The organism is Halomonas sp. BDJS001 (genome assembly GCF_026104355.1).
Classification (GTDB): domain Bacteria; phylum Pseudomonadota; class Gammaproteobacteria; order Pseudomonadales; family Halomonadaceae; genus Vreelandella.
In genome coordinates this window covers 3630910-3655188 of sequence record NZ_CP110535.1, presented here as the reverse complement: position 1 = coordinate 3655188, position 24279 = coordinate 3630910, and the positions used below count along the sequence as shown (strand labels likewise).

Here is a 24279-nt window from a genome sequence, read left to right as displayed (position 1 = left end):
TCTATTAGGGGTGCGTCGCAGCTTGGCGAGGCACCTCGCCTTTCGGAGGTCTCAATGAGTACTTTTACAAAGTTCAAGAACGCCTATTTTGCGTTTCTTGAAGCCATCGTGGTCTTTCTGGTCATTGCGCTTGCCATCGTCGTGACACTTGGTTTTGTGACCCGCTATCTGGGCTCGCCGCTCAGTTGGTACGACGAGCTAGCTGCCGCGTTGCTGGCCTGGGTGACCTACTACGGTACCGCATTAGCAGCCGCAAAAGGTGCACATATAACCTGCCCCAGCGTGTTGAACATGTGTCCGCCCGCTATTCGGGTGCCTATCGCCCTGTTAGCTGAAGCCATTACGATCGGGTTCTTTGTTTTCCTGGGCCTCGCCAGCTACCAAGTCATGCTGATTCTCGAAGGCGTGGGCATGGTCAGCCTACCAGGGGTCTCTATGCAGCTGGTTCACTCAGCGATTCCCGTCGCTGCTGTGCTGTTCATCATTGCCGAGCTGCTGCGGCTGCCTGACGTGATTAAAAGCGCTCGAGGCAGAGGCTTTATTGATCATGAGCTTGAAGAAGCCGGTATCGACGCGGAAGAAGTCGCCTCCGTCAGCACACATCAACGAGGGTAAGTAGCTACCATGGTGATACTGTACATATTTATAGCGCTGATACTGCTTATTCTGATTAACGTGCCGGTCGCCGTTGCCTTGGCACTGGTCGGCACCATTGCCACCTTTATGACATACGGCAACATGGCGATGCCCACCGTTGGCATGACCATGTTTGAGGGGGCGACCAACTTTCCGCTTATCGCAATACCGCTGTTTATTTTAGCCGGTGCCATTATGAACGCCTCGAGTATTTCGCGGCGCCTGATCGACCTGGCCATGGCAATGGTGGGGTTCATCAAGGGTGGCTTGGCGATGGTGACCATTGGTGCTTCGGTTTTCTTCGCCGAAATCTCCGGGTCGGCAGTGGCGGGTGTATCGGCGATCGGCAGTATTCTGATTCCTGCAATGCGCAAGAAAGGCTACTCAAAAGAGTTTGCTGCTTCTATATCTTCATCCGCTGCAAGTCTGGCGATTATCCTGCCGCCCTCTATCCCGATGATTCTTTACGCGGTGATGTCGGGTGAGTCAGTGGTGCAGATGTTTGTGGCCGGTATATTGCCAGGCTTGCTGGGGGCGATGGGGTTAGCCGCAATGTGCTACTACCTGGCACGCAAGAACAACTTCCCTTCTGAGGGGCGTTTCCGGGTTTCGCAACTTTGGATTGCCTTCAAAGATGCAATCTGGGCGCTGCTGATCCCCGTTATCATCCTGGGCGGTATCTTTGGCGGCTTCGTTACCGCGACCGAAGGTGCGGCGCTGGCAGTGTGTGTGGCTATCTTTATCAGTGCAGTGGTTTATCGGGAATTCACCATCAGGAATTTTATTGATTCTTGTAAAAGTGCTGGTGTGCAAACAGCCGTGGTTATGCTGTTGGTGGCTGCATCCGCAGTGGTAGGTGGCTACCTTACCGAAACCCGAGTACCTCAAGAAATCGCCATGCAGATCAGCGAGCTAACCAATAATAAATATCTTATTTTGGCGCTGCTCAATGTCATCTTCCTGATTTTGGGTATTTTTCTGCATTCAGCAGCGGCGATTATCTTGGTCGTGCCCATTGTATTGCCGCTGGTTATAGAGGTCGGTATCGACCCTCTCCATTTTGGTTTGATCGTGACCCTGAACCTGGCCATCGGCCAGCAAACGCCACCGGTGGCCAGCGTACTCATTGCGTCTTGCTCAATCGCCAAGTCAGATGTATGGGCTACGTCTAAAACCAACCTGTGGTTTATCGCCGTCCTGTTCGCCGTGTTAATGATCAACACCTATATCCCCGCGTTTGCGCTGGCATTAGTGAATTTTGTTTATGGCTAAGCAGGCGACATGTGGGCGTGCTAAGTCGGGTTCTAACGCCCGGCAGCGCGCGGCAGAAAGGAGAAACTGATGAACAGCACAAACGAACGACAACTCGTCGACAGCGTTACATTCGCCGTTCGCAATGGCGTGGCCTGGGTAGGCTTCAATCGTCCCCAGAGCCGCAATGCCATGACCTGGGAGATGTACGACGCCCTGGAGAAGCACTGCGACCAGTTGGCCGAGGATGACACTGTGTATGCCGTGGTGCTTCACGGTGTGGGTGGTGAAGCCTTTGTGGCCGGTACCGAGATTAGCCAGTTTTCCGGCTTTTCGACGCCTGAAGACGCGATTGGCTATGAGCGGCGCATTGACCGTGTGGTGGGCAAACTCGAAACCTTTCCCAAGCCAACCCTGGCGCTGATTGAAGGCGCCTGTGTCGGTGGCGGTGCGGCGATTGCGCTGGTGTGTGACTTTCGCTACGCCACACCAGCGCTGAAATTTGGCGTGCCGATTGCCAAAACACTGGGCAATACGCTCTCGATTAACAATGTTACTCGCATGATCGACATGCTTGGCGTTGCACGCACTAAAGAAGCGCTGATGATGGCGAGGTTGTTTGGTGCTGACGAAGCCCATGCGGCGGGCCTGATAAATCAGCTGTTTGACGCTGATGCGATTTACGCCGAAGTGGCTGCGCTGGCGGAAGCCTTTGCCAAGCGCGCGCCATTGACGCTGCAGGCCAGTAAGGCACTGATTGGCCGGGCGATAGAGCAGCGAAGACTCCCAGCAGAGGCTAGCGACGACTGGGTAACCACCTGCTACATGAGCCGGGATTTCGCCGCGGCGGTGGATAAGTTTGTCAATAAAACGCCCTTTGAGTGGTCTGGCCACTAGCGTTAGCGTTTAAAACTTCACATTAGGAGGAGAGCGTATGCTTCCCCTACAAGATATAAAAGTGCTCGATGTATCACAGATTATGGCAGGCCCCTACTGCACCATGGTGCTGGCCGATATGGGCGCCGAAGTCATCAAAGTCGAGAAGCTCAACGGCGGGGACGATAGCCGCCAAATGGGCCCTTACGTCAACGGCGAGTCGACCTGTTTTTCGCAGATTAACCGCAACAAAAAGAGCATATCGCTCAATCTTAAAGACGAGCGGGCGCGGCAAATCTTCTACCGCTTGGCCGCTGATGCCGATGTCATTGTCGAGAACTACCGGCCTGGGGTGACCAAGTCGCTTGAGATCGACTACGACACGATCAAAGCCATCAACCCTGGCATCGTCTACTGCTCCATTTCAGGCTATGGCCAAACCGGGCCTTATAGCCACAAAGGGGGCTTTGATCTGGTCGCGCAGGGCATGACAGGTTTGATGTCGATGACCGGGGAGGAGGGCAAGCGCCCACTGAAAACCGGTATCGCGGTTTACGATATTGGCGGTGGCTTAACCGCGGTGTATTCGATTCTTGCCGCCTGTATCCACAAGATGAAAACCGGCGCCGGGCAGCATATCGATATCGCCATCACCGAGTGTGGTTTGCCCTGGTTTACCTGGGAAACGGCGGCTTACTTCTCGGAAGGCACCGTGCCAGGGCCAACGGGCTGGCGCCACCGCGTCTCCGCCCCTTATCAAGCAGTCAAAGCAAGCGATGGCTTTTTGATGCTCGGCTGCGCCAACCAGCGCACTTGGGAGCGCTTCTGTCAGGATGTCTTAAAGCGCGAAGAGCTCATGCAAGACCCACGCTTTATTACCAATCAGGATCGAGGTCAACACGTTGAAGCGCTGGAAGCGCTGCTGGAAGAGCTGATGGCGGATAAAAGCGTCGATGAGTGGTTAGCACTGTGTGACCGCGCGGGAGTGCCCGCCGGGCCAATCAATGACTTCGCCCAAGCGATGCAGGATGAACACTACTTAGCACGGGGCATGGTGCAGGAGATGGAGCATCCGGTCATCGGAAAAATGAAAACCATCGGATTTCCCAGCAAATTCTCAGCGACACCGTCGCAAATTCGCAGCCCTGCGCCGCTTTTTGCCCAGCACACCGATGAAGTACTCGAAAGCTTAGGGTTCTCTGGCGCTGAGCTTGATGCGTTACGTGCTGAGGGATGCATCAAATAGTGCTTTTTTTGATGTGAGAAATTGCATTCATTATCCATTTTGAATAACGCTAATCGACAGAGCCAGCGCTTAGCCTGACAACAACAAACAGGAACCTCATCATGTTAAAGCTTAATTTTCACCCATCCGGCCGTCACTTTTTGCAGATTCCTGGCCCTTCGCCGGTGCCAGACCGTATTTTGCGGGCGATGAGCCTACCCACCATCGACCATCGCGGGCCTGAGTTTGGTGCGTTAGGGCTTGAGCTACTGAGCAAAATTCAAAAAATCTTCAAAACCGAGAACCCGGTAATTATCTACCCGGCGTCCGGTACCGGTGCCTGGGAAGCTGCCTTGGCCAATACCATGTCACCGGGCGATAAGGTACTGATGTTTGAGACCGGCCACTTCGCCACGCTGTGGCACAAAATGGCCCTACGGTTGGATATTCAGCCTGAGTTTCTGGGCTTGCCGGGCTACGAAGGCTGGCGCCAAGGTGTTCAGGCGGACATGATCGAAGCACGCCTGAAAGAGGATACCAACCACGCGCTTAAAGCGGTTTGTGTGGTGCATAACGAGACTTCGACCGGCGTGACCAGCGACATTGCCGCCGTGCGTAAAGCCATTGATGCCGCGGGCCACCCCGCGCTGTTGATTGTCGATACCATTTCCGGGTTGGCCAGCGCCGACTACCGCCATGATGAGTGGGGCGTTGATGTCACCGTCTCCGGCTCCCAAAAGGGCCTGATGCTGCCACCGGGCATTAGCTTTAACGCGCTCTCGCCAAAAGCGATTGAAGCCAGCCAGCAGGCAAAACTACCTAAAAGCTTCTGGGCTTGGGATGAAATTCTCGAAGCCAACAAGAATGGCTACTGGCCCTACACACCCAGCACCAACCTGTTGTACGGCCTGAATGAAGCGCTGGATATGCTGCTGGATGAAGGCATGGACAACGTGCTGGCCCGCCACCAGCGCTGGGCCGCTGGGGTTCGCGCGGCGGTAGAGGCGTGGGGGCTTGAGATTCAGTGCTTGGATCCGGCCGTTTATTCGCCGGTGCTGACCGGCGTAGTAATGCCTGAAGGTGTCGATGCAGATGCGGTGCGCAAGATTATCCATGAGCGCTTTGACCTCTCATTAGGCATGGGGCTGGGCAAGGCCAAAGGAAAAATGTTCCGTATTGGCCACTTGGGCGATTGCAACGACCTTACGCTGATTGCCACCCTGGGGGGGTGTGAAGCGGGCATGAAGCTGTCCGGCGTTAATCTCAAAGGCAGCGGCGTGACGGCAGCGCTGGACTACTTTGCGGCTAACCCGCTAAACGCAGGCAAGCGCTAAACGACGGGGGAGAGCCATATGACGTCTCTGACGAACCAACACCCGTCCCGTGATGCCAAGATTAAACCGCTCGGCGAATTCGCCGAGCGATTATCCCGAGAAATGGCGGGAGAGGTGCTGTTTGATCGGGCAACCCGTGGGCGCTACGCAACCGACGCCTCCATTTATCAGGTGACCCCGGTGGGCGTGGTGATTCCACGCCATCAGCAAGACCTGAAAATAGCGTTGGATATTGCTCGTGATGCCAAGGTGCCCATCTTGGCCCGGGGTGCGGGTACCAGCCAGTGTGGCCAAACCGTCGGCGAAGCGCTGGTGATCGACACCACCCGCTGGCTTAATCAAGTGGTTGCGTTCGATGTCGAGGCGCGCACCGTGGTGGTCGAGCCCGGCATGGTGCTGGATCATCTCAACGCTTGGCTCAAACCCCATGGGCTCTGGTATCCAGTCGACGTTTCCACCAGCGCCCAGTGCACCATCGGCGGTATGGCGGGCAATAACTCCTGTGGCTCGCGTTCGATCTTCTACGGCAATATGGTGCACAACGTGCTGGGTGTGGACGCACTATTGGCTGACGGCAGCGCGGCGAGTTTTGGTTTCGTTGACAACTTCGCACAAGGCTCGCGGGAGCAGCACCTCGCCCAACAAGTGAGGGCGATTGCCGAGCGCGTAGGTCCGGAAATTCGCGATCACTTTCCCAAAGTGTTGCGTCGTGTGGGTGGCTACAACCTTGATCTGTTCGATTGCCAGAACCCGATGCCCTACGACCCAGACCACCACGCCAACCTGGCCCACTTGCTGGTGGGGTCGGAAGGTACGCTAGGGGTAAGCCAACGCATCAAACTCAGACTGTCACCACTGCCCGAGCAGAAAGTGTTGGGGGTGGTGAACTTCCCGACCTTCTATCAGGCGATGGATTTTACCCAGCATATCGTCAAACTTGGCCCCACGGCGGTGGAGCTGGTTGACCGCACCATGATCGAACTGTCGCTGGAGAACCCCGCGTTTCGCCCGGTCATTGAAAAAGCGCTAATCGGCAAGCCGGAAGCGATTCTGTTGGTGGAGTTTGCCGGTCACGACCACGCAGCGCAGCTTGAGGCACTGCGCGGGCTTAATGAGCTAATGGGCGATTTAGGCCTGCCGGGCAGCGTGGTGGATATGCCCGAAGCCGCCGAGCAGAAAGCGCTATGGAACGTGCGTAAGGCCGGACTCAATATCATGATGAGCATGAAGGGCGACGGTAAGCCGGTCTCCTTTATCGAAGACTGCGCAGTGCCGCTTGAACACCTAGCCGAGTACACCGATAAGCTCACAGAGGTATTTAACCGTTACGGCACGGAGGGTACCTGGTACGCCCACGCAGGCGTCGGCACGCTACACGTGCGGCCAATTCTCGATATGCGCCGGGATGGCGCGGAGAAAATGCGTGAAATCGCCGAGCTGGCCTCTGCGTTAGTGCGTGAATACAAAGGCGCCTACTCCGGCGAACATGGCGATGGCCTCTGCCGTGGCGAGTGGGTAGCATGGCAGTTTGGCGAAACGGTCAACAATGCCTTCCGCGAAATAAAGCAGCTATTTGACCCTGAGAACCTGTTTAACCCGGGCAAAATCGTCGATACGCCCAAAATGGACGACCAGCGCTATTTTCGTTTTCCGAAGAGTTACACCACCATTCCGCTTACCCCGGTGTTTGACTGGTCCGCCTGGAACGTTAAGCGCGACCCGTTAACGGGCGAGCAAACCGCGCCAGGTTCCGGCGGCGATGCCACCCATGGTTTGGCCATGGCGGTGGAGATGTGCAACAACAACGGCCACTGCCGCAAGTTTGACGCGGGCACCATGTGCCCCAGCTTCCGTGTAACGAAAGATGAGCAGCACCTGACTCGCGGCCGAGCCAATACGCTGCGCTTGGTGCTCTCGGGGCAGCTAGGTGATGAAGGTTTGGCCAGCGACGATGTGAAAGAGGCGCTGGATCTCTGCGTGTCGTGCAAGGGCTGCAAGCGTGACTGCCCCACGGGCGTGGATATGGCCAAGTTTAAGATAGAGGCGCGCACCGCCCGTGCCCGTGTTAAAGGCTTATCGCTGCGTGATCGGATGGTCGGTGAAATGCCGCGTTACGCGCCCTGGGCAAGCAAGTTTTCAGCACTGGTCAACGGCGTTGAGCGCCTGCCGTTTCTGGCTAAGCAGATCAAGCAGGCGTTAAAGCTGGCGCCCCAGCGCTCGCTGCCGGTATTTAACGGTAATTTCCTCGCCAGTGCCGAAGCATCTCGGCAGCCAGTCACCTCTGAGCGGGAAGTGCTGCTGTTTGTGGATACCTTCAATAACTATATGGAAGGCGATAACGCCAAAGCGGCCAAGCGGGTGCTGGAAGCGGCGGGCTACCGCGTACATCTCAATGTGACCAAGGGACAGCGGCCACTCTGCTGTGGGCGTACCTACCTCTCTTCCGGGCAGTTTGATAAAGCCAAAGCGGAGGCCAAGCGTACCCTTGAGTACCTGATGCCGTTTGTAGAGCGCGGTGTGGCGATAGTAGGCCTGGAGCCCTCTTGTTTGCTCAGCATGCGTGATGAGTTTCTGCAGTACGGCTTTGGCGAAGAAGCGGAAGCGCTGTCGGAATCCGCCTATCTGTTTGAAGAGTTTTTGGTCAAAGCGCGTGCGGCGGATCAGCTTCCCCTTGAACTTAAGCCGCTAAACTACGAACGGGCTATGCTACACGGCCACTGCCATCAAAAGGCGTTTGATGCGCTGCGTCCCGTCGAGCAGGTGCTGGGCTGGATACCGGAACTAATGGTCGAAACCATTGAGTCATCCTGCTGTGGAATGGCGGGCAGCTTCGGCTATGAAGCAGAGCACTACGATGCCTCTATAAAAATGGCAGAGCTGTCGCTACTGCCTGCTATTCGCAAAGCAGACAGCGATGCGGTGCTGATTGCCGATGGCACCAGCTGTCGCCATCAGATTCACGATGGAAGTGGCCGCGAGGCGATTCACGTTGCTCGATTGCTGGAACAAGCGCTAGCCTGAACGCGGCACACCAATAATAACCCAGGAGGTCTACGTGGCCATTTACCAATACGGCGAGCATCAGCCCAACATCCATGACGATGTCTATATTGCCGAAACCGCGGATGTTATCGGCCAGGTAACGTTAAAATCCCGCGCTAGCGTCTGGTATCAGGCCGTGCTGCGTGGTGATAGTGATCACCTTGAAGTGGGCGAAGAGAGCAACATTCAGGATGGCGCCGTGCTTCACGCTGACCCCGGTTTTCCGCTCAAAGTTGGCAAAGGCGTGACGGTTGGGCACCAAGCCATGCTTCACGGCTGCACTGTGGGCGATGGCTGCTTAATCGGTATCCAGGCCGTCGTGCTCAATGGCGCGGTGATTGGGGAGAATAGCCTGGTCGGTGCTGGTGCTTTTATTAAAGAGGGCGCGGTGTTTCCGCCCAACTCATTAATTGTAGGTTCACCTGCCAGGGTCGTTAGAGAGCTTTCAGAGGAAGCGGTGGCGGGTATGAAGAAGAATGCCCAGGGCTATGTCGAGCGGGGTAAGCGCCATAGCCAAGAGCTAAAACGGATCGGTTAGGGGCGTTAAACAGCAAACCCCCAGGTCTTGGCCTGGGGGTTTGTGCTTCTAACGTAGCGCTAACGACTGCATCTTCATATCACATCAATGGATCCGTAACGCCAATGACGTAGAACGCAACCAGCGCGATGATACCGGTAAAGATGAGGTAGTAGAGGGTGGGCAGAATCGTCTTACGGATCGTTGCACCCTCGCGGCCCAGCAACCCGACCGTGGCGGATGCGGCGACCACGTTATGGATAGCGATCATGTTACCCGCCGCCGCACCGACTGCCTGTAGCGCCACCATCATGGCCGTGGAAAGCCCCAGCGTTTCAGCAACGCTGAACTGGAATTCCGCCAGCATTAGGTTGGATACCGTGTTGGAGCCTGCAATGAAGGCGCCCATCGCGCCGACTGCTGGGGCAAAGAAGGGATATATGCCGCCCACGCTATCGGCCACTGCCTGGGCCATCATCACCGGCATCGAGACAAGATCCGCACCGTTGACACCGGAGTTGATCAAAATACGCACCATCGGCACGGTAAAGATCAATACGAAGCCGGCACCAAAAATCGTTTTGGTCGATTCAGACACCGCGGCGCTGATTTTTTGCGGGTTCATACGGTGCAGGAAGTAGGTGACGATGACCACGGCAATAATAATACCGCCCGGCAGATAGAGCGGCTGAACGCCACCGCTTACGCCCGCTTCGCCAAGGATATTATTCCAACTGAGGTTGATCGAGGTCAGCGCGTTACGCAACGGCTCGATGGTGCGTGAGGCCACCAAGAAGAGTGCCAGCAGTACGTAGGGTACCCAGCCTTTGAAAGTAGACATAGGCGCTCTACCAACAACGTCTTCAAGCTTGATCTGCAGGTTACCGATCCACTCGTCTGGCCAAGAGGAGGACTCGGGGAAATCCCAAGTGTCTTTTGGCATCAAAAAGCCGCGTTTGGCAGCGGGAACCACAATGGCCAGGCCCACCATAGCGCCGATCATTGAAGGGAATTCAGGGCCCAATAGCACGCCTACCAGCATGTAAGGCACTACGAAGCAAATACCGGTAAAGATGGCGAAAGGGGTAATCGACAATCCCTCTTTCCACGATTTGTTAGCACCAAAGAAGCGCACCATCACGGTGACCAAAATCAGCGGCATTAAAATACCCACGATACCGTGCGTAATCGCCACTTCGCTGGTCACAAGCTGGAAGAAGACATCCCAGCTAGAGCCTACCGAGTCGAGTTCGGCGCTAATACCAGCACGATCCAGGCCGCTACCTACACCGACCACAATAGGCGTGCCTACTGCACCGAAGGAAACCGGCGTTGATTGAATCATCATACCCACGACCACCGCTGCCAGCGCTGGGAAGCCAAGAGCGACCATCAGCGGTGCGGCAACGGCGGCTGGCGTACCGAAGCCTGAAGCGCCTTCGATAAAGCAGCCAAAGAGCCAGGCAACAATCAACGCCTGAACGCGACGGTCAGGGCTAATGCCTGAAAAGCCGTTGCGAATAGCGGTAATACCGCCGGAGTGCTTTAGGGTGTTAAGCAGCAGGATGGCGCCAAAGATGATCCACAAAAGACCAGCGGTCTGAATCAAACCTTGAATGGTTGATGCCGCCACGCGGCTAAACGACATATCCCAAGCGGTTAAGCCAATAATGGCGGCGGCCAGGAAAACAATTGGCATCGCTATCTTGGCAGGTATTTTAAACCCGATGAGCAAAATACCGGCCAGCAGCAGCGGCAGGAAGGCCAGAAGTGCAAGTATCGTCTCGTTCATGGAAGGAACTGCCCCTTGTTATTGATTTGGTATGCTCCGCAATAACCGTCTGGCGGTTGTGTCGCCAGTCGGATGTAGGTGAAAGATACGTTTCGGCTAACCATATGACTACATTGGAAAATTGGTCTTACCACTTGCGAGGCCTTTTTGGTGGCTGATTTGGCAAGGCTATAATTGTTTATGTATATGTTTTTAAATTATTTTTTTGATCGAGAAAGAGAGACTAAAGGCGCTGAGTCATTAGACTAATAGACAGTACAGTTGTCAGCAAAAGTATAAGTACAGGGCTCGCTAGTTGCGTCATAGCAGGCTTAAGCTCATTGTTACCAACTGACGTGCTTTTACACCTTATGATCAACCACAAGGAGGTTATGGCAGTGACAATGACTCTTTATGATCTTTGCGGCCGGGACGAAAGGCTACGTTTTTCACCTTACTGCTGGCGCGTACGCATGGCGCTTGCCCATAAAGGGCTGAAATACACTACCGTGGCGTGGCGCTTTCTGGATAAACAAGCGCTGGCATTCGCCGACTACGACAAAGTGCCGGTACTTTGCGACGGCGATCGGGTGGTGACCGACAGTTTTGAGATCATGCGCTACCTGGATAAGGCGTATCCCGAGGCGCCCGTGCTGGGGGAGGGCGTCAGCTATCAGCGGGTATTGCTGTTCAAATACTTTGTAGAGCGCAGCGTCAATCCTGCGCTCTTTCGCACGATTGCCATGGACTTATTCGCCGCCGTTCATCCAGATGACCGTGCCTATTTCCGTGAAACCCGCGAGGCGCGGTTTGGCTGCACGCTGGAAGAGTTCCATCAGCCCGAGCAAGGGAAGCAGCAGCTGAAGCAGGTGCTGGCACCGGTGCGTGACATGCTGCGGGAGAGCGCATTTTTAGACGGTAATTCTCCCAGTGGTTCAGATTACCTGCTGTTTGGCAGCATGATGTGGGCGTGTGTCGTGTCGACACAGCAACTTATCGAACCTGGCGACCCAGTGGATGAGTGGTTTAAGCGCATGCTCAGCGTTCATGACGGCGCTGCCGCGAGTGCCCTAACCGTACGCGATATATAAGTGTCAACGAAGTGATATAGCTACACCGCGGCGGTACGCTATCGTATCGCCTGATAAATTTGAAAGCGTGATACTCTCATCGTGAGAGTATCAACGCTTTCGTCAAGGAGATGGCAATGATTGACCTGTATTACTGGACAACACCTAATGGCCATAAAATCTCCATTATGCTCGAAGAAGCCAAGCTGGCGTACCGAGTAAAGCCGATTAACATTGGCCGAGGCGAGCAGTTCGATCCTGAGTTTCTCACTATCGCCCCCAATAACCGCATTCCAGCTATTGTCGATCACGCCCCGCAGGATGGCGGCCAGCCGCTGTCGATGTTTGAGTCGGGCGCAATCCTTGAGTATTTGGCCGACAAGAGCGGCCTTTTCTTACCCGCTGCAGGCCGCGAACGCTATATCGTATTGCAGTGGCTGCATTGGCAAATGGGCGGCTTAGGGCCGATGGCAGGCCAAAACCACCATTTTTGCCACTATGCACCGCAAAAGATCGAGTACGCCATTGAGCGCTACGTGCGTGAAACCAACCGGCTTTACAGCGTGTTAGACCAACGACTGGCGCACCACACCTATGTGGGAGGCGACGACTACTCAATTGCCGATATGGCGATCTACCCCTGGATTGTGCCTTGGGAAAAGCAGCGTCAAACCATAGAGGAATTCCCCGACCTAGAGCGCTGGTTTGAGATGATCAAAGCACGCCCAGCGGTGCGCCGGGCTTACGCATTGGTCGAAGACGTTAACCCCCAGGCAGGGGTGGAAATGGACGAGCAGGCGCGTAAGCACTTGTTCGGTAACCGCTAGTAGCCGGCTACCGTCAGCCTTATTCTTGATCTGCGAGTGAGCATGCGCAGCATGAGGAAAAATCATGTTGCGCTGCACAAAAAGCACTGCTAGCTTTAAAGACAGCAAAGGCAAAACCCTGAGTAAGACCCGTCTAATCAGGCGCGTTTATGTGCTAGCTCACTCTTGGAGGTATTATGATGAATAAAGCAACTGATAAAACCAAGCAGCAGTTCGAGTCCGTTTTTGTTTCACCGATGCGCTCTTATACACTGACCGCGCTAGATTATTATGACCAGTTGTTCAGTGCCCAGATGGATGCCGCCCGTGCCTACTCGGATATGGCGATTGCGCAAGCGCGCACCTGGCTTGACGTCAAAGACCCCGACAGCTTCAAAAAAGCGCTGGAAAGCCAGCAGAAAACGGCGAGCGATTTCATGGAGCGAGTAAAAGGCGACACGGAAAAAGTCACTTCTATTAGCAAAAGTTTTGCTGAAGAGAGCCAGAAGCAAGCAGAAGAAACCACTAAGAAAGCGGTAGAGACGGCCAAGCAGTAATTGAATAGGCAGTCATCGAAAACTAATATCGCTGAATCGCGCCGCGCCCCAAGGGACGCGGCGCTTTTGTATACAAAGATGAGTGTTTATCCCTTGTTGTTTAAAGCGTTTTTTAAAAACTAGGATTTTGTCGCCCGATCAATTAAGCGAAAACGTGCAATACGGATGATTTGCTCAATGGCCGTTTGCCGTTCGGTGGCCCCATCGTTGTTCAGGCGCTCCTCGAAAGCCGCTAATATGGCATGCCGATCCAATCCTTTAACGGCAATGACAAAGGGGAAGCCAAATTTTTCCTTATACGCCGTGTTAAGCGCCTCAAAGCGCGCGAACTCCTCGGGGCTGCACTGATCCAGCCCGGCGCCTGCCTGTTCGCTGGTTGAGTCTTGAGTAAGTTCACCCGCCATAGCCGCTTTGCCCGCCAAGTCAGGGTGCGCTTGAATCACTCTGATTTGCTGTTCGCTGCTCGCCTGCTGCAACATAAGCCCCATAAGCTCAGCCAGTGCATCGGGGCTATCGTGAGCCTCAGTGAGACCGTTCTGCCAGGCGGCTTCGGCCACCCAGGGTGAATGCTCAAACACATCCCCATAGTGGTGGGTAAGCATTTCAAGGCTGCACTTACTGGGCGCGGGTGAAAGCAGTAACGGCTGGGATGTTGGCACTGGCACTCTCCAAAGCGGGCAATGTTAAAGCGTCGTTGATTCACAATGTGCGGGGATGGAATTACTGTATACAACAAATAGCATCAAAGGTACTCTTTGACCAATTGGTCAAACAACGCTATCAATAAGGAGTGGCTATGGGACGCTTAACCACCCACGTTCTGGATACCGCCAAAGGTCAGCCAGGCCAGGGGATTACTATCGAAGTATTCCGCCTTACCCGTAATGAGCGCCAACATCTCAGTACCGTAGTCACTAACAGCGACGGCCGCTGCGATGCACCTATTCTAGAGGGCGATGCGCTAACGGTGGGGGAGTATGAGCTGGTGTTCCATGCCGGCGACTACCTGCGTGCCCAAGGTAGTGAGGCTAATGAGCCGCGCTTTTTAGACATTATCCCGCTGCGTTTTGGCGTCGCTGATGCCAGCCAGCACTATCATGTGCCGCTACTCCTCTCGCCCTATGGCTACTCAACTTACCGCGGTAGCTGATAGGGGACTCCCGTTATGCAAGCGTATCTAATCGATTTTGTTAATTTGCTGCTGCGCTGGCTGCATGTCATTGCGGCCATCGCCTGGATCGGCGAGTCGATCTATTTCGTGATGCTGGACAACAGCCTGCGCTCGCCGAAGGCAGCGGAAGACCGCGAAAAGGGCGTGTTTGGAGAAATGTGGTCGGTGCATGGCGGCGGCTTCTACCACAACCAGAAGTACGCCACGGCGCCTGCCAAGCTGCCTAATGATCTGCACTGGTCATTCTGGAAAGCCTACACCACCTGGCTTTCCGGCTTCGCGCTGTTTGTGATTCTCTACATGGTCAATCCGGGCTTCTATTTGGTAAACCCCAATAGCCCCTGGGAGTGGGCCGCTAATCTGACCGGCTGGCAGGCCAACCTGCTGGCGCTGGCATTTTTGCTGGGCGGCTGGGTGGTTTACAACGAGCTGTGCAAGCGCATTAGCCCCAATATGGATCGCGACGGCCTGCTCAGCATCGCAGTTGCTGTCATGATGGTCGTAGTGGCCTACCTAAGCACGCAGATGTTCACCGGGCGCGCCGCCTTTTTGCTCACTGGTGCCGTGATGGCGACGGCGATGTCAGCCAACGTCTTCTTCTGGATCATCCCCGGTCAGCGCCGCATGGTAAAAGCCATGAAAGTAGGCGATGCCCCAAACCCGCTGGATGGCAAGCGCGGCAAGCAGCGCTCGGTGCATAACACCTACTTCACGCTGCCGGTCGTTTTGCTAATGGTGAGTAATCACTACTCGTTTATCTACTCCCACGAGCTTGCCTGGGTGGTGATGGTGCTGTTTATCTTTGCCGGTGCCTTGATACGGCAATTCTTTGTTTTAATGCACGCAGGCAAAACCCAGCCCGCCTACCCAGCCTTTGGAGTAGGGCTTATTCTGCTAGCGTTTTGGGTGGCTGCACCGAGTGCTTCGTCAACGGGTAGTGATAGCGGCGCCCAAGGGCCCGACCAGGCACAGATCACCGGTTTGATTGAGCAGCACTGCGTGCAGTGCCATGCACGCAACCCGGAACATGCCGGTTTCTCAGCGCCGCCCGCTGGGTTTGCGTTTGAGAATTGGGATGAGATTCTGGGCCATAAAGCACAAATTCAGCAGGTGGTGGCCAGCCGCTATATGCCGTTAGGCAATATGACCAACATGAGCGATGAAGAGCGCGATATCATTGCCGCTTGGGAGGAGTAATCAGAGAGGCTAGCTATGAGTGATGCGCAGGTGCCGGAAAAGCGGCGTGCTCTTGTTAAAGAAGGCAAAGAGAGTAAAAAAGAGAGCAAAGAGGGCGATGAGCGCCACGAGGCAATCTACCGTGCGGTGAGCGATGCGATCGTCGAGCAGCGGCTGAAGCCCGGCGCACGGCTGCGCGAAGATGCGCTGGCGGATGTGTTTGGCATTAGCCGCACCGGTATTCGTAAAATCCTCCAGCGTCTGGCGCTAGAGCAACTCGTTACGCTAACCCCGCGCCGCGGCGCCAGTGTTACCCGTCCCACCGCCGACGAGGCCAAAGACGTATTCGATGCCCGCCAGTTGATCGAGTGCGGGTTAATGCCCGATGTGGCGAGGCGCATGGGTGAAAAAGAGGCGGCAGAACTGCGCGAAATGGCCCGCCAGGAGCGCCAGGCGCTGCGCAGCGGCCAACAGAGCGTGGCCATCCGGCTATCGGCCGATTTTCATGTGCGTTTAGCGCAGTTATCTGGCAATGCCACCCTGGCAGAGTTCGTCGAACGGCTATGCTCCCGCTCTTCGCTGATTCTTGCCGTCTACGGCCACCGCGGTCATCTGGGCTGCGAATCCCACGACCACGACGATCTGATCGGCTACCTCGAGGCAGGCAACGGCGAACGTGCCAAAGCCTTTATGAGTCGCCACCTAAAAGCCATCGAAGCCTCGCTCTCCATGGTCGAAGAGGAGGAGAGCGCACCGGATCTGCAGCAGATATTTGGCGGGTAAGGGTGGTTTCTGATCGCTAAAGCCGCGCTCTTACATCAAGCGCCAAAACGCGTCGACCAACGGGTTTTTTAGGTTTTTCTTTAAGGTAAACAAGCCAATATCGTAGGGCTCCAGCTCCGGCGTCACATCGAGCACACGGATGCGATCTACCAATGGACTGTTGTCGAGGACGATTTTTGGCACCACGCCAATGCCAAAGCCCAAACTCACCATACTCACAATGGCTTCATTACCGGTGACCTGGGCATAAATGCGTGGGGAAACATCCAGCTGGCGAAACCACTCATCCACACGGGCTCTGGAGACACCACTCTCCGATAGAATCATCGGGATGCTCGCCCACTCTGCCGGTGTGGTTGGCGTGCTCGTTGGCACATTAGGTACCTGCTGCTCAAGGGGCGCAATAAACAGCAAAGGCGACGTGGCAATGGATTTAAACGCCAAGCCACGCGGCAAGTTGGCAGGCTGGGCCGCGATGCTAAGATCCTCTTTACCGTCCAGGACATGGGCAATAGCGTGTTCTGGATCCCCTGTGCGCAGCTTGATTTCAATGATCGGGTAGGCAATACGGAAGCGGCGCAGCAGCTCGTGCAAAAAGCTGTAGCTGGCGGTGACGGAGCCATACAGGCTGATTTCACCGCTTAATTGATCAGGATTGTCCGTCAATTCATGACGAATCAAATGCCATTGGCTGCTGGCATCGCGGGCGTACTTGAGAAACTTTTGCCCCTCCTGGGTCAACACCACGGTACGGTTGTCGCGGTTAAACAGCGACACCCCCAGCTCCTCTTCCAAATGCCGGATGTTGCGCGACAGGGCAGAAATGCTGACGTAGCACTCATCGCTGGCGCGACCAAAATGCAGGGTTTCTGCCAAGGCCAGGAACTGTTTTAAGATTTTAAAATTCATGACTGTCATACTAATTGAGTTTTGCAAAAAAGGGACATGCTGTTGCAAATATATCAATTTAAGAAATGGTCGTTTTTGGGTAGATTAACCTTACTCACATAACGCTGGATCTCGCATCTGGCGATTGTGTCACTCTTTTAAGTACCGGTTTTAGCATTGATGTGCCTTACATCGATGTTGTGCTCATAACATATTAGGATGCTAACGATGGCTAACTACTTCAATACGCTGCCGCTCCGCGAGCAACTGGCGCAACTTGCCAAATGCCGTTTCATGTATAGCTCTGAATTTGCCGATGGCGTAGAAGCACTGAAAGGCAAAAAATGGTTGTGATCGGTTGTGGCGCTCAAGGCCTTAACCAGGGCTTGAACTTACGCGACAGCGGCCTGGACGTCTCTTACGCACTGCGCCCTGAAGCCATTGAGCAAAAGCGTCAGTCCTGGAAAAACGCCACCGAAAACGGTTTTACAGTCGGTACCTACGAAGAGTTGATCCCCACGGCCGACGTCGTTTTGAACCTAACGCCTGATAAGCAGCACACTGCTGTTGTGACAGCGGTCATGCCGTTGATGAAAGAGGGCGCCTGCCTCTCTTACTCCCACGGTTTCAACATCGTAGAAGAGGGCATGAAAATCCGTGATGACTTAACCGTCATCATGGTGGCGCCCAAGTGCCCGGGTTCTGAAGTTCGCGCCGAATACGTGCGTGGTTTTGGCGTTCCCACCTTGATCGCTGTTCACGAAGCCAACGATCCTAAAGGCGAAGGTCTTGCCCTGGCAAAAGCCTATGCAGTGGGCACTGGCGGCCACAAAGCTGGCGTGTTGATGTCCTCTTTCATCGCCGAAGTTAAATCCGACCTGATGGGTGAACAGACGATCCTTTGCGGCATGTTGCAAACCGGTTCTCTCCTCTGCTTCGACAAAATGATCGAAGAGGGCATTGAGCCTGGCTACGCCGCTAAGCTGATCCAGTACGGCTGGGAAAACATCACGGAAGCACTGAAATATGGCGGCGTGACCAACATGCTGGATCGTCTTTCTAACCCGGCCAAGATCAAAGCCTTTGATCTTGCTGAAGAGCTAAAAGAGATCATGCGTCCGCTCTACAACAAGCACCAGGACGACATCATGAGCGGCCACTTCTCGCAAACGATGATGGAAGACTGGGCGAACGATGACGCTAACCTGCTAAAATGGCGTGCAGAAACCGCAGAAACCAACTTCGAGAAAACGCCTGCGGGCGACGTAGAAATTACCGAACAGGAGTACTTCGACAACGGCATCTTGATGGTGGCGATGGTTAAAGCGGGCGTTGAGCTGGCTTTCGAAACCATGACGGCGGCGGGCATTATCGCCGAGTCTGCTTACTACGAGTCGCTCCACGAAACGCCGCTGATCGCCAACACCATTGCGCGTAAAAAGTTGTACGAGATGAACGCGACTATCTCTGACACAGCGGAGTACGGTTGCTACCTCTACAACCATGCCTGTGTGCCACTCTTGGCTGACTTTATGAAGGGCATCAAGTCCGACGTTATCGGTAAAGGCCTGGATCTGGACGACAACGGCGTTGATAACGCCCGCTTGATCGAAGTTAATGATGCGCTTCGCGCTCACCCGGTAGAAGCCGTTGGCGCAGTGCTGCGTGGCCATATGGCGGACATGAAGAAGATCGTTTAATCGGCTGATTAAACGGTAGACCGCTAAGTCATCTAAAAGCCGAGATATCGCCACGATATGCTCGGCTTTTTTGTCTCATTGCATGCGAACACTGACCTTTTCCAAACAATAAGGAACACATTGATGGAGCCTTCAAGCCGCTTAGAGCGTATTCAGCTAAACAAAGCGACGATCAGTTTTGATGATCGCTTCACCCTAAGCGAGATTGATTGGATCATCGAACCCCACCAACATTGGGTCATCACGGGCACCAATGGCTCAGGCAAATCGGCTCTCGCGGCGGCGCTGGCGGGCGTGGGTAAGATTGAAACGGGCAGTGTTCAAGGGCTGCCCAAAAACGTTGGGTTGGTCTCTTTCGAAGCGCAGGCCGAGCTTATCGCCAAAGAGCTGAAAAAAGACGACGCCGATATCATGGACGTCATTTCACTCGGCACCCCCGTTAGAGAAATGATTTTCGAGCAGTGCCAAGACCCTGAACTCGCAAGCGAGCTGGTCGAAAAGTTCGGGCTGACCACACTACTCGACCGAGCCTTTCGTAAGCTCTCCACTGGCGAAACCCGCAAGGTCATGCTGATTCGCGCTCTGTCGAGCAAGCCGGATTTGCTGATTTTAGACGAGCCGTTTGATGGCTTGGACGTCGACACCCTCGCTATGCTGCAAGCGCATCTCGCCTCCATCATCGATACCGTTCCCATGGTGATGGTGCTGAATCGCTTTGATGAAATGCCGGACTTCATCACCCATATTGCCTATCTGGATAAAGAGCGCTTGGAGAAAAAGAGAGGGGATAAGAAACGAGGAGATAGTGGACGGTTAGCGTTCACGGTAGACCGTCAGGACGAAGCCGCCTTCAATGAGCTTTACCAATTGCTGCATTTGAAAACCACCGACCTAAGCCTGCCCGAGGCCGACCCAGCGACTAAATTACCCGCTCTCGACCCCAGTCAGCCGTTAGTAAAACTCAAGCAAGCAACGATCCAATACGGCGATACCGTGATTGTCGATAAGCTCGATTGGACGATAGAGCAGGGCCAGCACTGGCAACTAAGCGGCCCCAACGGCAGCGGTAAAACCTGCGTGTTGTCTTTGATCACGGGGGATCATCCCCAGTGTTATACCAATGATATTTTTGTGTTTGGCTTCCAACGCGGTAACGGCGAAAGCATCTGGCAGATCAAGCAGTTTATCGGCTATGTCTCCACTGCCCTGCAGTGGGAGTATCGCGTCAGCACCAGCTGCAAAAACGTGATTATTTCCGGCTTCTACGACAGCATCGGCGTATACACAAAAGCCACCGATCACCAGAAAAAAATCGCCGACCAGTGGCTCGAACTACTCGGCATGCAAGAGCGCGCCGATCAGCCATTTAACAAGCTCTCCTACGGCGACCAACGTCTGCTACTTATCGCCCGTGCCATGGTGAAACACCCGCCGCTGTTGATCCTGGATGAGCCCTGCCTGGGCCTCGACGATATGAACCGCCAACTGGTGCTAGCGCTTATTGAGAAAATTTGTGCAGGGAAAGAGACTACGGTGCTCTACGTCAATCACCACACGGAAGACAAAATAAAAGAAATAGACAATCATTTGGCGCTGGAGAAGAATCACTAGTTGTAACCTCCGCTCGCGTTATGCATCGAAAGGAGAGGCCTGTTTATGACTAGCTAAAAAAGATGCCCCACTACTCTAGAAGCCTTTCCGGTGCATCCATGTCCTGGTGAAGTACACGAACAACGAGCACTTTCGATTCATGCAGTTGATAAAAAACAGCGTGGTGCTCGACCTGTAATCTGCGATACCCAGAAAAAACATGGTCGTAGTTCGCGCCAAGTGATGGATGATCAATCAGCCGTTTCATGCCGGTCTCAAGCCGATTCAGGTAATTATCCGCCTGATCAACGCCCCATTCCTCACAGGTATACACCCAAATTCCGATGAGATCTGATTCCGCCTTTGGCGTGACATTCAATTCAAGCACTAATCAACCGCCTTGATCCGCTTACGGCCAGCCGCCTTAATAGCCGATATATCCAGGGGGGTCGGGTTCCCGCTTGACTCACCCTCAACGAGGGCTTGCCTCAGTATGGCAAGACGTTGTTTGGCCTGCTGATCCCTTCGGATGAGATCGCGGATGTATTCACTATCGTTGCCAAAGTGGCCGCTTTCAATCTGGGCTTTCACCCAGCCATTTTGCTGTTCAGTCAGCGTGATGGTTTTCCGGTGCATGCTCATGGCTGATACTCCTAACATGGGAAAGGTGTGATATTATCATACTCACCCACCTCCTGAATCAATGCTCCTCTTATTGCGGCCAGCACGCGCTACTTTGTAGTGAAGGCGAAGCCGCAACGAACAAGACGTCGCCGTGGCTGGACTTGTAAAATTTTTTATAGCGCCATATGCAACAGTGGATAGGCTTTACCCTGCCCATCGACCGGTGAGCGACCTGTCACTTTAAAGCCAATATACTGGTAAAAACCAAGCGCCTGAACATTCTGTTCATTGACGTCGACCTTTGACGCTCCCTGCTCATCGATAGCATTGGCAGCTAACATGGCACCAACGCCTTTTCCGCGCGCATCTGGTGCAATGAACAACATCTCAATATTACCGTCATGAACGCCGCAGAACCCTTGGATTTCACCATGACCATTTTTAGCGCACCTTAAATCAACGGCGTTAAAATACTGCTCCAAGATTAACGGCTTTAACTCTTGTAAATCTTCTTCAGCTAGAAAATCATGGGTTGCTCTGACCGAGGCTTCCCAGATTTCTAGCAGCTTAAGGTGATCTGCTTTTTCTACGGTCTCAATTTTCATCACTAAAGCTCGATCGAAAATTTAACGCTGCGCACAACGGCGCCCTTGCAATGGAGGCGCAGCCGCCGTTGTGCGCAGCGTTAGCATTTTTATCTCACGCGCTAAGCGCCTTTAATACGGCTTGAGGCTCTTTAGATACGACGTTCAATAGCACTAGGGCGGGGCCGTGAGGCGCTCGGTCACCACGCTCCCAATGTCGCAGCGTACTGACGCTGATTCCAAAGGCTGAGGCAAACTCGTTCTGCGACATACCCAGCTTGGAACGTATCTTCTTGACCTCTACTGGCCCGAACTCATGCACGATCGCTTTTCCCACCTGCCCGTTGGAGTATTCAATGGCCTCATCCAGGCCCTGCTTGATACTTGCAAATGCGCTACTCATATTAATCACCATATCTTTCAAGCAACAGGTTGGTAAGCTTGCTCAGTTCATTACGTTCGGACTTTGAGATATTCGCTTTTTCGCCTTTGCCGAAAACGGTCAAAAGGAACAGCGGTACGCTTCCATTGTGATAGTAGTAGATAACCCTTACCCCACCACTTTTACCCTTACCCTGCGCCGACCAGCGAAGCTTCCTAATACCTCCCGTGCCTTGCACGATGTCCCCAGCTTGAGGATGAAAAGCTAAGTAATTAACAATACTCATCTTTTCCTCAGCCTTGAGAAGGCTTGACGCTCGCTTGATAAATTCAGGAAGTTCGACAATGGTCTGCATAGATTCAAGAGTAATCCATTGGATTATAGCAGTCAAGCAACGATAAGGGTCTGAAAAGAAGCCAGACAACAGTGTATTGTTACAGATGCCTCATTTGTGGCGCCTTGCTACAGCTAATGGGGGTTCTAAGAGGGGCTTGTAAATGGCCACCAACAGCATATGTTTAGACCAGCAGCTAATTGATAAATTAGAGCTTATAGCTAAAGCGCTCGATCGAACGACATCCAAACAAATCGAGCATTGGGAAAAAGTAGGCGAAATGATCGAAGGCAATTCCCCCGCGGTGCTTGGCAGGAGCTAATCTTGGTAGTTGATCACCACCATGGCGTTCTGATCATAGTTATAAGCCTTGAAGCGCGGCATGCTGACCACTCCTCGTCTGTTTTTTCGATCCTACCAAAACCTTAGCCGTCAGTGGGATTTTCTACAGCCTTAACGCAGTGGAAAAATTAGCGGCTGATTATGCATTATTCGTAGTGGCTCCATAGCCTCAAAACTTTCACCACTCGCTCGTCTTCGAGCACTTGGTAAACCAGACGATGTTGAATGTTGATGCGTCGTGAATAGGCTCCCGCAAGATCACCAATGAGCTTCTCAAACGGAGGCGGCTTGCGGTAGGGATCTTCTGCAATAAGTGCCAACAATTCCTGGGCTTTTGGCTTGAGGCCGCTGGAAACAAGTTTCTTTGCGTCTTTCTGAGCTTGCTTGGTGTAAGCCAACTTCCATGTCACCAGTCCAGCTCCTCATCGCATTCAGCTACAGGGGTATTCATCCCTTCACTAATCGATTCCCGCATGCCGGGTACAGAAAGCAGGTAAAGCGTTTCCTGAATGGCCGACCAATCTTCTTCGGATACCAAGACGGCACTGTTACGCTTCCCCATGATGACGATGGGTTGGTGAGACTCGGCAGTCTCATCAATCAACCGGTAAAGATTGCTGCGCGCCTCAGTGGCTGTAATTCCGGTCATGACGCACCTCTAGCGTGTTCAATTCTTAACCAAGTGTACGTTGCTTCGCACGTACGTCAAGGCGAACGTACGTATAACGCCTGCAGCACGCGCGCCTTTTGAGTGGAGCCGAAGGTGCAGTGAAAAGGGTGTCGCTGTGCCTGCAATTGTTATGTTTTGGCTAGAACACAGCATAAACGTTCATTATCAAGCTTTCTATGTGAGCCGAAACTCTATTTTCGCCAATTTTTAGAGTGTTGGGATGGCCGCAACCGTTCCTGAATGTTAAGCAACCTTCGAGCTCTTGCTTCACGCTTTTCCCGATTATTGATGCCGACTCACATACCACCAAAAAATTAGCTTCTTTCATTCGTGCTAAATAATCCGTGTTTTTAGCGGGCTTCCACTTTGGATCTTTTTTAGACGCCGCACTATTAAAAGCTAATAGGTTGTTCTGAACCACGTGATCATAAAGAACAGCAACTGCTCCCACCCAAGCGAGCACAACAGCCGCTCTATAATGGTGCCCCTCAAAGCATTCAATCGCTTCTTCAACAAAGGCTTTAGTGTTGTCGGTTTGAATATTCGCAAGCAGAGCGCGCAGGCTTGACGACAATTGAATTACCGGGCCACCACCGAGTTGCTTAATGTGGGCTCTACCTGGGTTCGTTAGCTCCCATCCCGAGGGACTCTTCAATGTTTTTCCCGCTTGCCTGGATAGGATAGAAGAAACGTTCAACGTTTTGATTCCCGTAAAACCAGCGTTTACGCCAATCTGCTTGATCTTCTTTACCTGTTTGGCACTCGACACATCAACCGCTAGACAAGCCAGCACTTTGTCTTTCTTGTCAATCTCAGGGTTGGCGATAATCTCTTTAAGGGCTAGCTGGTTCAACAAGGTGAATCTCCAAATCATGCACCACATGAATTCATATATTGACACACATGAGCTCATGTGCAAACTGGAGTCATTAGTTATCAACATTAGCTGA

At 53.6% G+C, this 24279-nt stretch carries 25 protein-coding genes and 2 pseudogenes; 16 read left to right on the top strand and 11 right to left on the bottom strand.

Translation table 11 applies throughout. The features are described 5' to 3' along the window. The first annotated feature begins 54 nt into the window (after positions 1–54). The 7 genes from OM794_RS17030 to OM794_RS17000 all read left to right on the top strand — a co-directional run bounded on the left by OM794_RS17030 (position 55) and on the right by OM794_RS17000 (position 8902). On the top strand, positions 55–615 hold the full coding sequence (locus tag OM794_RS17030) for a TRAP transporter small permease (protein ID WP_088701977.1): 561 nt from the start codon (positions 55–57) through the stop codon (positions 613–615). Between the two features lie 9 nt (positions 616–624). Further along, entirely contained in the window at positions 625–1908 is a 1284-nt protein-coding gene (locus tag OM794_RS17025; RefSeq protein ID WP_170938610.1) for a TRAP transporter large permease, read from the top strand. A 69-nt stretch (positions 1909–1977) separates the two neighbouring features. Continuing rightward, a complete protein-coding gene (locus tag OM794_RS17020) occupies positions 1978–2784 on the top strand; it encodes an enoyl-CoA hydratase/isomerase family protein (protein WP_226247874.1) in 807 nt (268 codons plus the stop codon). A 37-nt stretch (positions 2785–2821) separates the two neighbouring features. Continuing rightward, complete coding sequence (locus OM794_RS17015) at positions 2822–4009, top strand: CaiB/BaiF CoA transferase family protein (RefSeq protein ID WP_226247872.1); 1188 nt, start codon at positions 2822–2824, stop codon at positions 4007–4009. Positions 4010–4110: 101 nt separating this feature from the next. Continuing rightward, positions 4111–5322 carry a pyridoxal-phosphate-dependent aminotransferase family protein gene (locus OM794_RS17010; RefSeq protein ID WP_226247869.1) on the top strand — a complete coding sequence of 404 codons (1212 nt, stop codon included), beginning with the start codon at positions 4111–4113 and terminating at the stop codon, positions 5320–5322. A gap of 18 nt (positions 5323–5340) precedes the next feature. Beyond that, entirely contained in the window at positions 5341–8343 is a 3003-nt protein-coding gene (locus tag OM794_RS17005) for an FAD-binding and (Fe-S)-binding domain-containing protein (RefSeq protein WP_226247867.1), read from the top strand. A gap of 34 nt (positions 8344–8377) precedes the next feature. Beyond that, the gene (locus OM794_RS17000) at positions 8378–8902 is read left to right on the top strand and encodes a gamma carbonic anhydrase family protein (RefSeq protein WP_226247866.1); all 525 of its coding nucleotides are present in this window, start codon (positions 8378–8380) and stop codon (positions 8900–8902) included. A gap of 79 nt (positions 8903–8981) precedes the next feature. Here the strand turns inward: OM794_RS17000 and OM794_RS16995 are convergent, their stop codons facing one another. Next, positions 8982–10673, bottom strand: a complete 1692-nt coding sequence (locus tag OM794_RS16995; protein WP_088701983.1) for an L-lactate permease — start codon at positions 10671–10673, stop codon at positions 8982–8984. Between the two features lie 377 nt (positions 10674–11050). Here OM794_RS16995 and OM794_RS16990 point away from each other — a divergent pair, with 377 nt between their 5' ends. From OM794_RS16990 to OM794_RS16980, 3 genes are all read left to right on the top strand, one after another. Then, positions 11051–11743, top strand: a complete 693-nt coding sequence (locus OM794_RS16990; RefSeq protein WP_226247865.1) for a glutathione S-transferase family protein — start codon at positions 11051–11053, stop codon at positions 11741–11743. Between the two features lie 116 nt (positions 11744–11859). Further along, a complete protein-coding gene (locus OM794_RS16985) occupies positions 11860–12549 on the top strand; it encodes a glutathione binding-like protein (RefSeq protein ID WP_088701984.1) in 690 nt (229 codons plus the stop codon). 179 nt (positions 12550–12728) lie between these two features. Next, entirely contained in the window at positions 12729–13085 is a 357-nt protein-coding gene (locus tag OM794_RS16980; RefSeq protein WP_226247864.1) for a phasin family protein, read from the top strand. 119 nt (positions 13086–13204) lie between these two features. Here OM794_RS16980 and uraD read toward each other — a convergent pair whose 3' ends face one another. Then, on the bottom strand, positions 13205–13744 hold the full coding sequence (gene uraD / locus OM794_RS16975) for a 2-oxo-4-hydroxy-4-carboxy-5-ureidoimidazoline decarboxylase (RefSeq protein ID WP_226247862.1): 540 nt from the start codon (positions 13742–13744) through the stop codon (positions 13205–13207). Between the two features lie 137 nt (positions 13745–13881). Here uraD and uraH point away from each other — a divergent pair, with 137 nt between their 5' ends. From uraH to OM794_RS16960, 3 genes are read left to right on the top strand one after another with little or no spacing between them, the layout of a single operon-like run. Further along, positions 13882–14235, top strand: a complete 354-nt coding sequence (gene uraH, locus OM794_RS16970) for a hydroxyisourate hydrolase (RefSeq protein WP_226247860.1) — start codon at positions 13882–13884, stop codon at positions 14233–14235. Positions 14236–14250: 15 nt separating this feature from the next. Beyond that, the gene (locus OM794_RS16965) at positions 14251–15453 is read left to right on the top strand and encodes a urate hydroxylase PuuD (protein WP_226247858.1); all 1203 of its coding nucleotides are present in this window, start codon (positions 14251–14253) and stop codon (positions 15451–15453) included. Positions 15454–15468: 15 nt separating this feature from the next. Continuing rightward, positions 15469–16215 carry a GntR family transcriptional regulator gene (locus tag OM794_RS16960; protein ID WP_226247856.1) on the top strand — a complete coding sequence of 249 codons (747 nt, stop codon included), beginning with the start codon at positions 15469–15471 and terminating at the stop codon, positions 16213–16215. A gap of 30 nt (positions 16216–16245) precedes the next feature. Here the strand turns inward: OM794_RS16960 and ilvY are convergent, their stop codons facing one another. Next, positions 16246–17124 (bottom strand): HTH-type transcriptional activator IlvY, encoded by an 879-nt coding sequence (ilvY, locus tag OM794_RS16955; protein WP_226247854.1) that lies wholly within the window; start codon positions 17122–17124, stop codon positions 16246–16248. A 207-nt stretch (positions 17125–17331) separates the two neighbouring features. On the opposite strand from ilvY, the pseudogene ilvC reads away from it, so the two are divergent. Next, positions 17332–18803 (top strand): annotated as a pseudogene (gene ilvC, locus OM794_RS16950) (ketol-acid reductoisomerase). Between the two features lie 123 nt (positions 18804–18926). Next, positions 18927–20414: a molybdate ABC transporter ATP-binding protein ModF gene (gene modF, locus OM794_RS16945; protein ID WP_226247851.1), complete on the top strand. Its 1488-nt coding sequence runs from the start codon at positions 18927–18929 to the stop codon at positions 20412–20414. A gap of 70 nt (positions 20415–20484) precedes the next feature. Here the strand turns inward: modF and OM794_RS16940 are convergent, their stop codons facing one another. From OM794_RS16940 to OM794_RS16920, 5 genes are all read right to left on the bottom strand, one after another. After that, positions 20485–20781, bottom strand: a complete 297-nt coding sequence (locus OM794_RS16940; protein WP_226247849.1) for a type II toxin-antitoxin system RelE/ParE family toxin — start codon at positions 20779–20781, stop codon at positions 20485–20487. After that, complete coding sequence (locus tag OM794_RS16935; RefSeq protein WP_226247847.1) at positions 20781–21035, bottom strand: type II toxin-antitoxin system ParD family antitoxin; 255 nt, start codon at positions 21033–21035, stop codon at positions 20781–20783. Before OM794_RS16935 ends, OM794_RS16940 begins: the two co-directional genes overlap by 1 nt. 155 nt (positions 21036–21190) lie before the next feature. After that, positions 21191–21622: an acetyltransferase gene (locus OM794_RS16930; RefSeq protein ID WP_226247845.1), complete on the bottom strand. Its 432-nt coding sequence runs from the start codon at positions 21620–21622 to the stop codon at positions 21191–21193. A 94-nt stretch (positions 21623–21716) separates the two neighbouring features. Then, positions 21717–22004 (bottom strand): NadS family protein, encoded by a 288-nt coding sequence (nadS, locus tag OM794_RS16925; protein WP_053856996.1) that lies wholly within the window; start codon positions 22002–22004, stop codon positions 21717–21719. A gap of 1 nt (position 22005) precedes the next feature. Next, positions 22006–22338, bottom strand: coding sequence for a type II toxin-antitoxin system RelE/ParE family toxin (locus tag OM794_RS16920; protein ID WP_226247843.1), 333 nt, complete (start codon positions 22336–22338; stop codon positions 22006–22008). Positions 22339–22480: 142 nt separating this feature from the next. On the opposite strand from OM794_RS16920, the pseudogene OM794_RS16915 reads away from it, so the two are divergent. Then, positions 22481–22612: pseudogene (locus OM794_RS16915) on the top strand (TA system antitoxin ParD family protein); the annotation flags it as partial. 193 nt (positions 22613–22805) lie between these two features. Here the strand turns inward: OM794_RS16915 and OM794_RS16910 are convergent. The 3 genes from OM794_RS16910 to OM794_RS16900 all read right to left on the bottom strand — a co-directional run bounded on the left by OM794_RS16910 (position 22806) and on the right by OM794_RS16900 (position 24185). Continuing rightward, complete coding sequence (locus OM794_RS16910; protein ID WP_226247839.1) at positions 22806–23069, bottom strand: Txe/YoeB family addiction module toxin; 264 nt, start codon at positions 23067–23069, stop codon at positions 22806–22808. Continuing rightward, positions 23066–23308 carry a type II toxin-antitoxin system Phd/YefM family antitoxin gene (locus tag OM794_RS16905; RefSeq protein ID WP_226247837.1) on the bottom strand — a complete coding sequence of 81 codons (243 nt, stop codon included), beginning with the start codon at positions 23306–23308 and terminating at the stop codon, positions 23066–23068. Before OM794_RS16905 ends, OM794_RS16910 begins: the two co-directional genes overlap by 4 nt. Positions 23309–23468: 160 nt before the next feature. Next, positions 23469–24185 (bottom strand): hypothetical protein, encoded by a 717-nt coding sequence (locus OM794_RS16900; protein WP_226247835.1) that lies wholly within the window; start codon positions 24183–24185, stop codon positions 23469–23471. Positions 24186–24279 lie beyond the last annotated feature (94 nt).

Excerpts from the sequence above, each read along its gene's own strand:
- OM794_RS17030 (WP_088701977.1), top strand. The coding sequence starts at position 55 with ATGAGTACTTTTACAAAGTTCAAGAACGCCTATTTTGCGTTTCTTGAA.
- OM794_RS17025 (WP_170938610.1), top strand. The coding sequence starts at position 625 with ATGGTGATACTGTACATATTTATAGCGCTGATACTGCTTATTCTGATT.
- OM794_RS17020 (WP_226247874.1), top strand. The coding sequence starts at position 1,978 with ATGAACAGCACAAACGAACGACAACTCGTCGACAGCGTTACATTCGCC.
- OM794_RS17015 (WP_226247872.1), top strand. The coding sequence starts at position 2,822 with ATGCTTCCCCTACAAGATATAAAAGTGCTCGATGTATCACAGATTATG.
- OM794_RS17010 (WP_226247869.1), top strand. The coding sequence starts at position 4,111 with ATGTTAAAGCTTAATTTTCACCCATCCGGCCGTCACTTTTTGCAGATT.
- OM794_RS17005 (WP_226247867.1), top strand. The coding sequence starts at position 5,341 with ATGACGTCTCTGACGAACCAACACCCGTCCCGTGATGCCAAGATTAAA.
- OM794_RS16995 (WP_088701983.1), bottom strand. The coding sequence starts at position 10,673 with ATGAACGAGACGATACTTGCACTTCTGGCCTTCCTGCCGCTGCTGCTG.
- OM794_RS16985 (WP_088701984.1), top strand. The coding sequence starts at position 11,860 with ATGATTGACCTGTATTACTGGACAACACCTAATGGCCATAAAATCTCC.
- OM794_RS16980 (WP_226247864.1), top strand. The coding sequence starts at position 12,729 with ATGAATAAAGCAACTGATAAAACCAAGCAGCAGTTCGAGTCCGTTTTT.
- uraH (WP_226247860.1), top strand. The coding sequence starts at position 13,882 with ATGGGACGCTTAACCACCCACGTTCTGGATACCGCCAAAGGTCAGCCA.
- OM794_RS16965 (WP_226247858.1), top strand. The coding sequence starts at position 14,251 with ATGCAAGCGTATCTAATCGATTTTGTTAATTTGCTGCTGCGCTGGCTG.
- OM794_RS16960 (WP_226247856.1), top strand. The coding sequence starts at position 15,469 with ATGAGTGATGCGCAGGTGCCGGAAAAGCGGCGTGCTCTTGTTAAAGAA.
- ilvY (WP_226247854.1), bottom strand. The coding sequence starts at position 17,124 with ATGAATTTTAAAATCTTAAAACAGTTCCTGGCCTTGGCAGAAACCCTG.
- modF (WP_226247851.1), top strand. The coding sequence starts at position 18,927 with ATGGAGCCTTCAAGCCGCTTAGAGCGTATTCAGCTAAACAAAGCGACG.
- OM794_RS16935 (WP_226247847.1), bottom strand. The coding sequence starts at position 21,035 with ATGAGCATGCACCGGAAAACCATCACGCTGACTGAACAGCAAAATGGC.
- OM794_RS16930 (WP_226247845.1), bottom strand. The coding sequence starts at position 21,622 with ATGAAAATTGAGACCGTAGAAAAAGCAGATCACCTTAAGCTGCTAGAA.
- nadS (WP_053856996.1), bottom strand. The coding sequence starts at position 22,004 with ATGAGTAGCGCATTTGCAAGTATCAAGCAGGGCCTGGATGAGGCCATT.
- OM794_RS16920 (WP_226247843.1), bottom strand. The coding sequence starts at position 22,338 with ATGCAGACCATTGTCGAACTTCCTGAATTTATCAAGCGAGCGTCAAGC.
- OM794_RS16905 (WP_226247837.1), bottom strand. The coding sequence starts at position 23,308 with ATGACCGGAATTACAGCCACTGAGGCGCGCAGCAATCTTTACCGGTTG.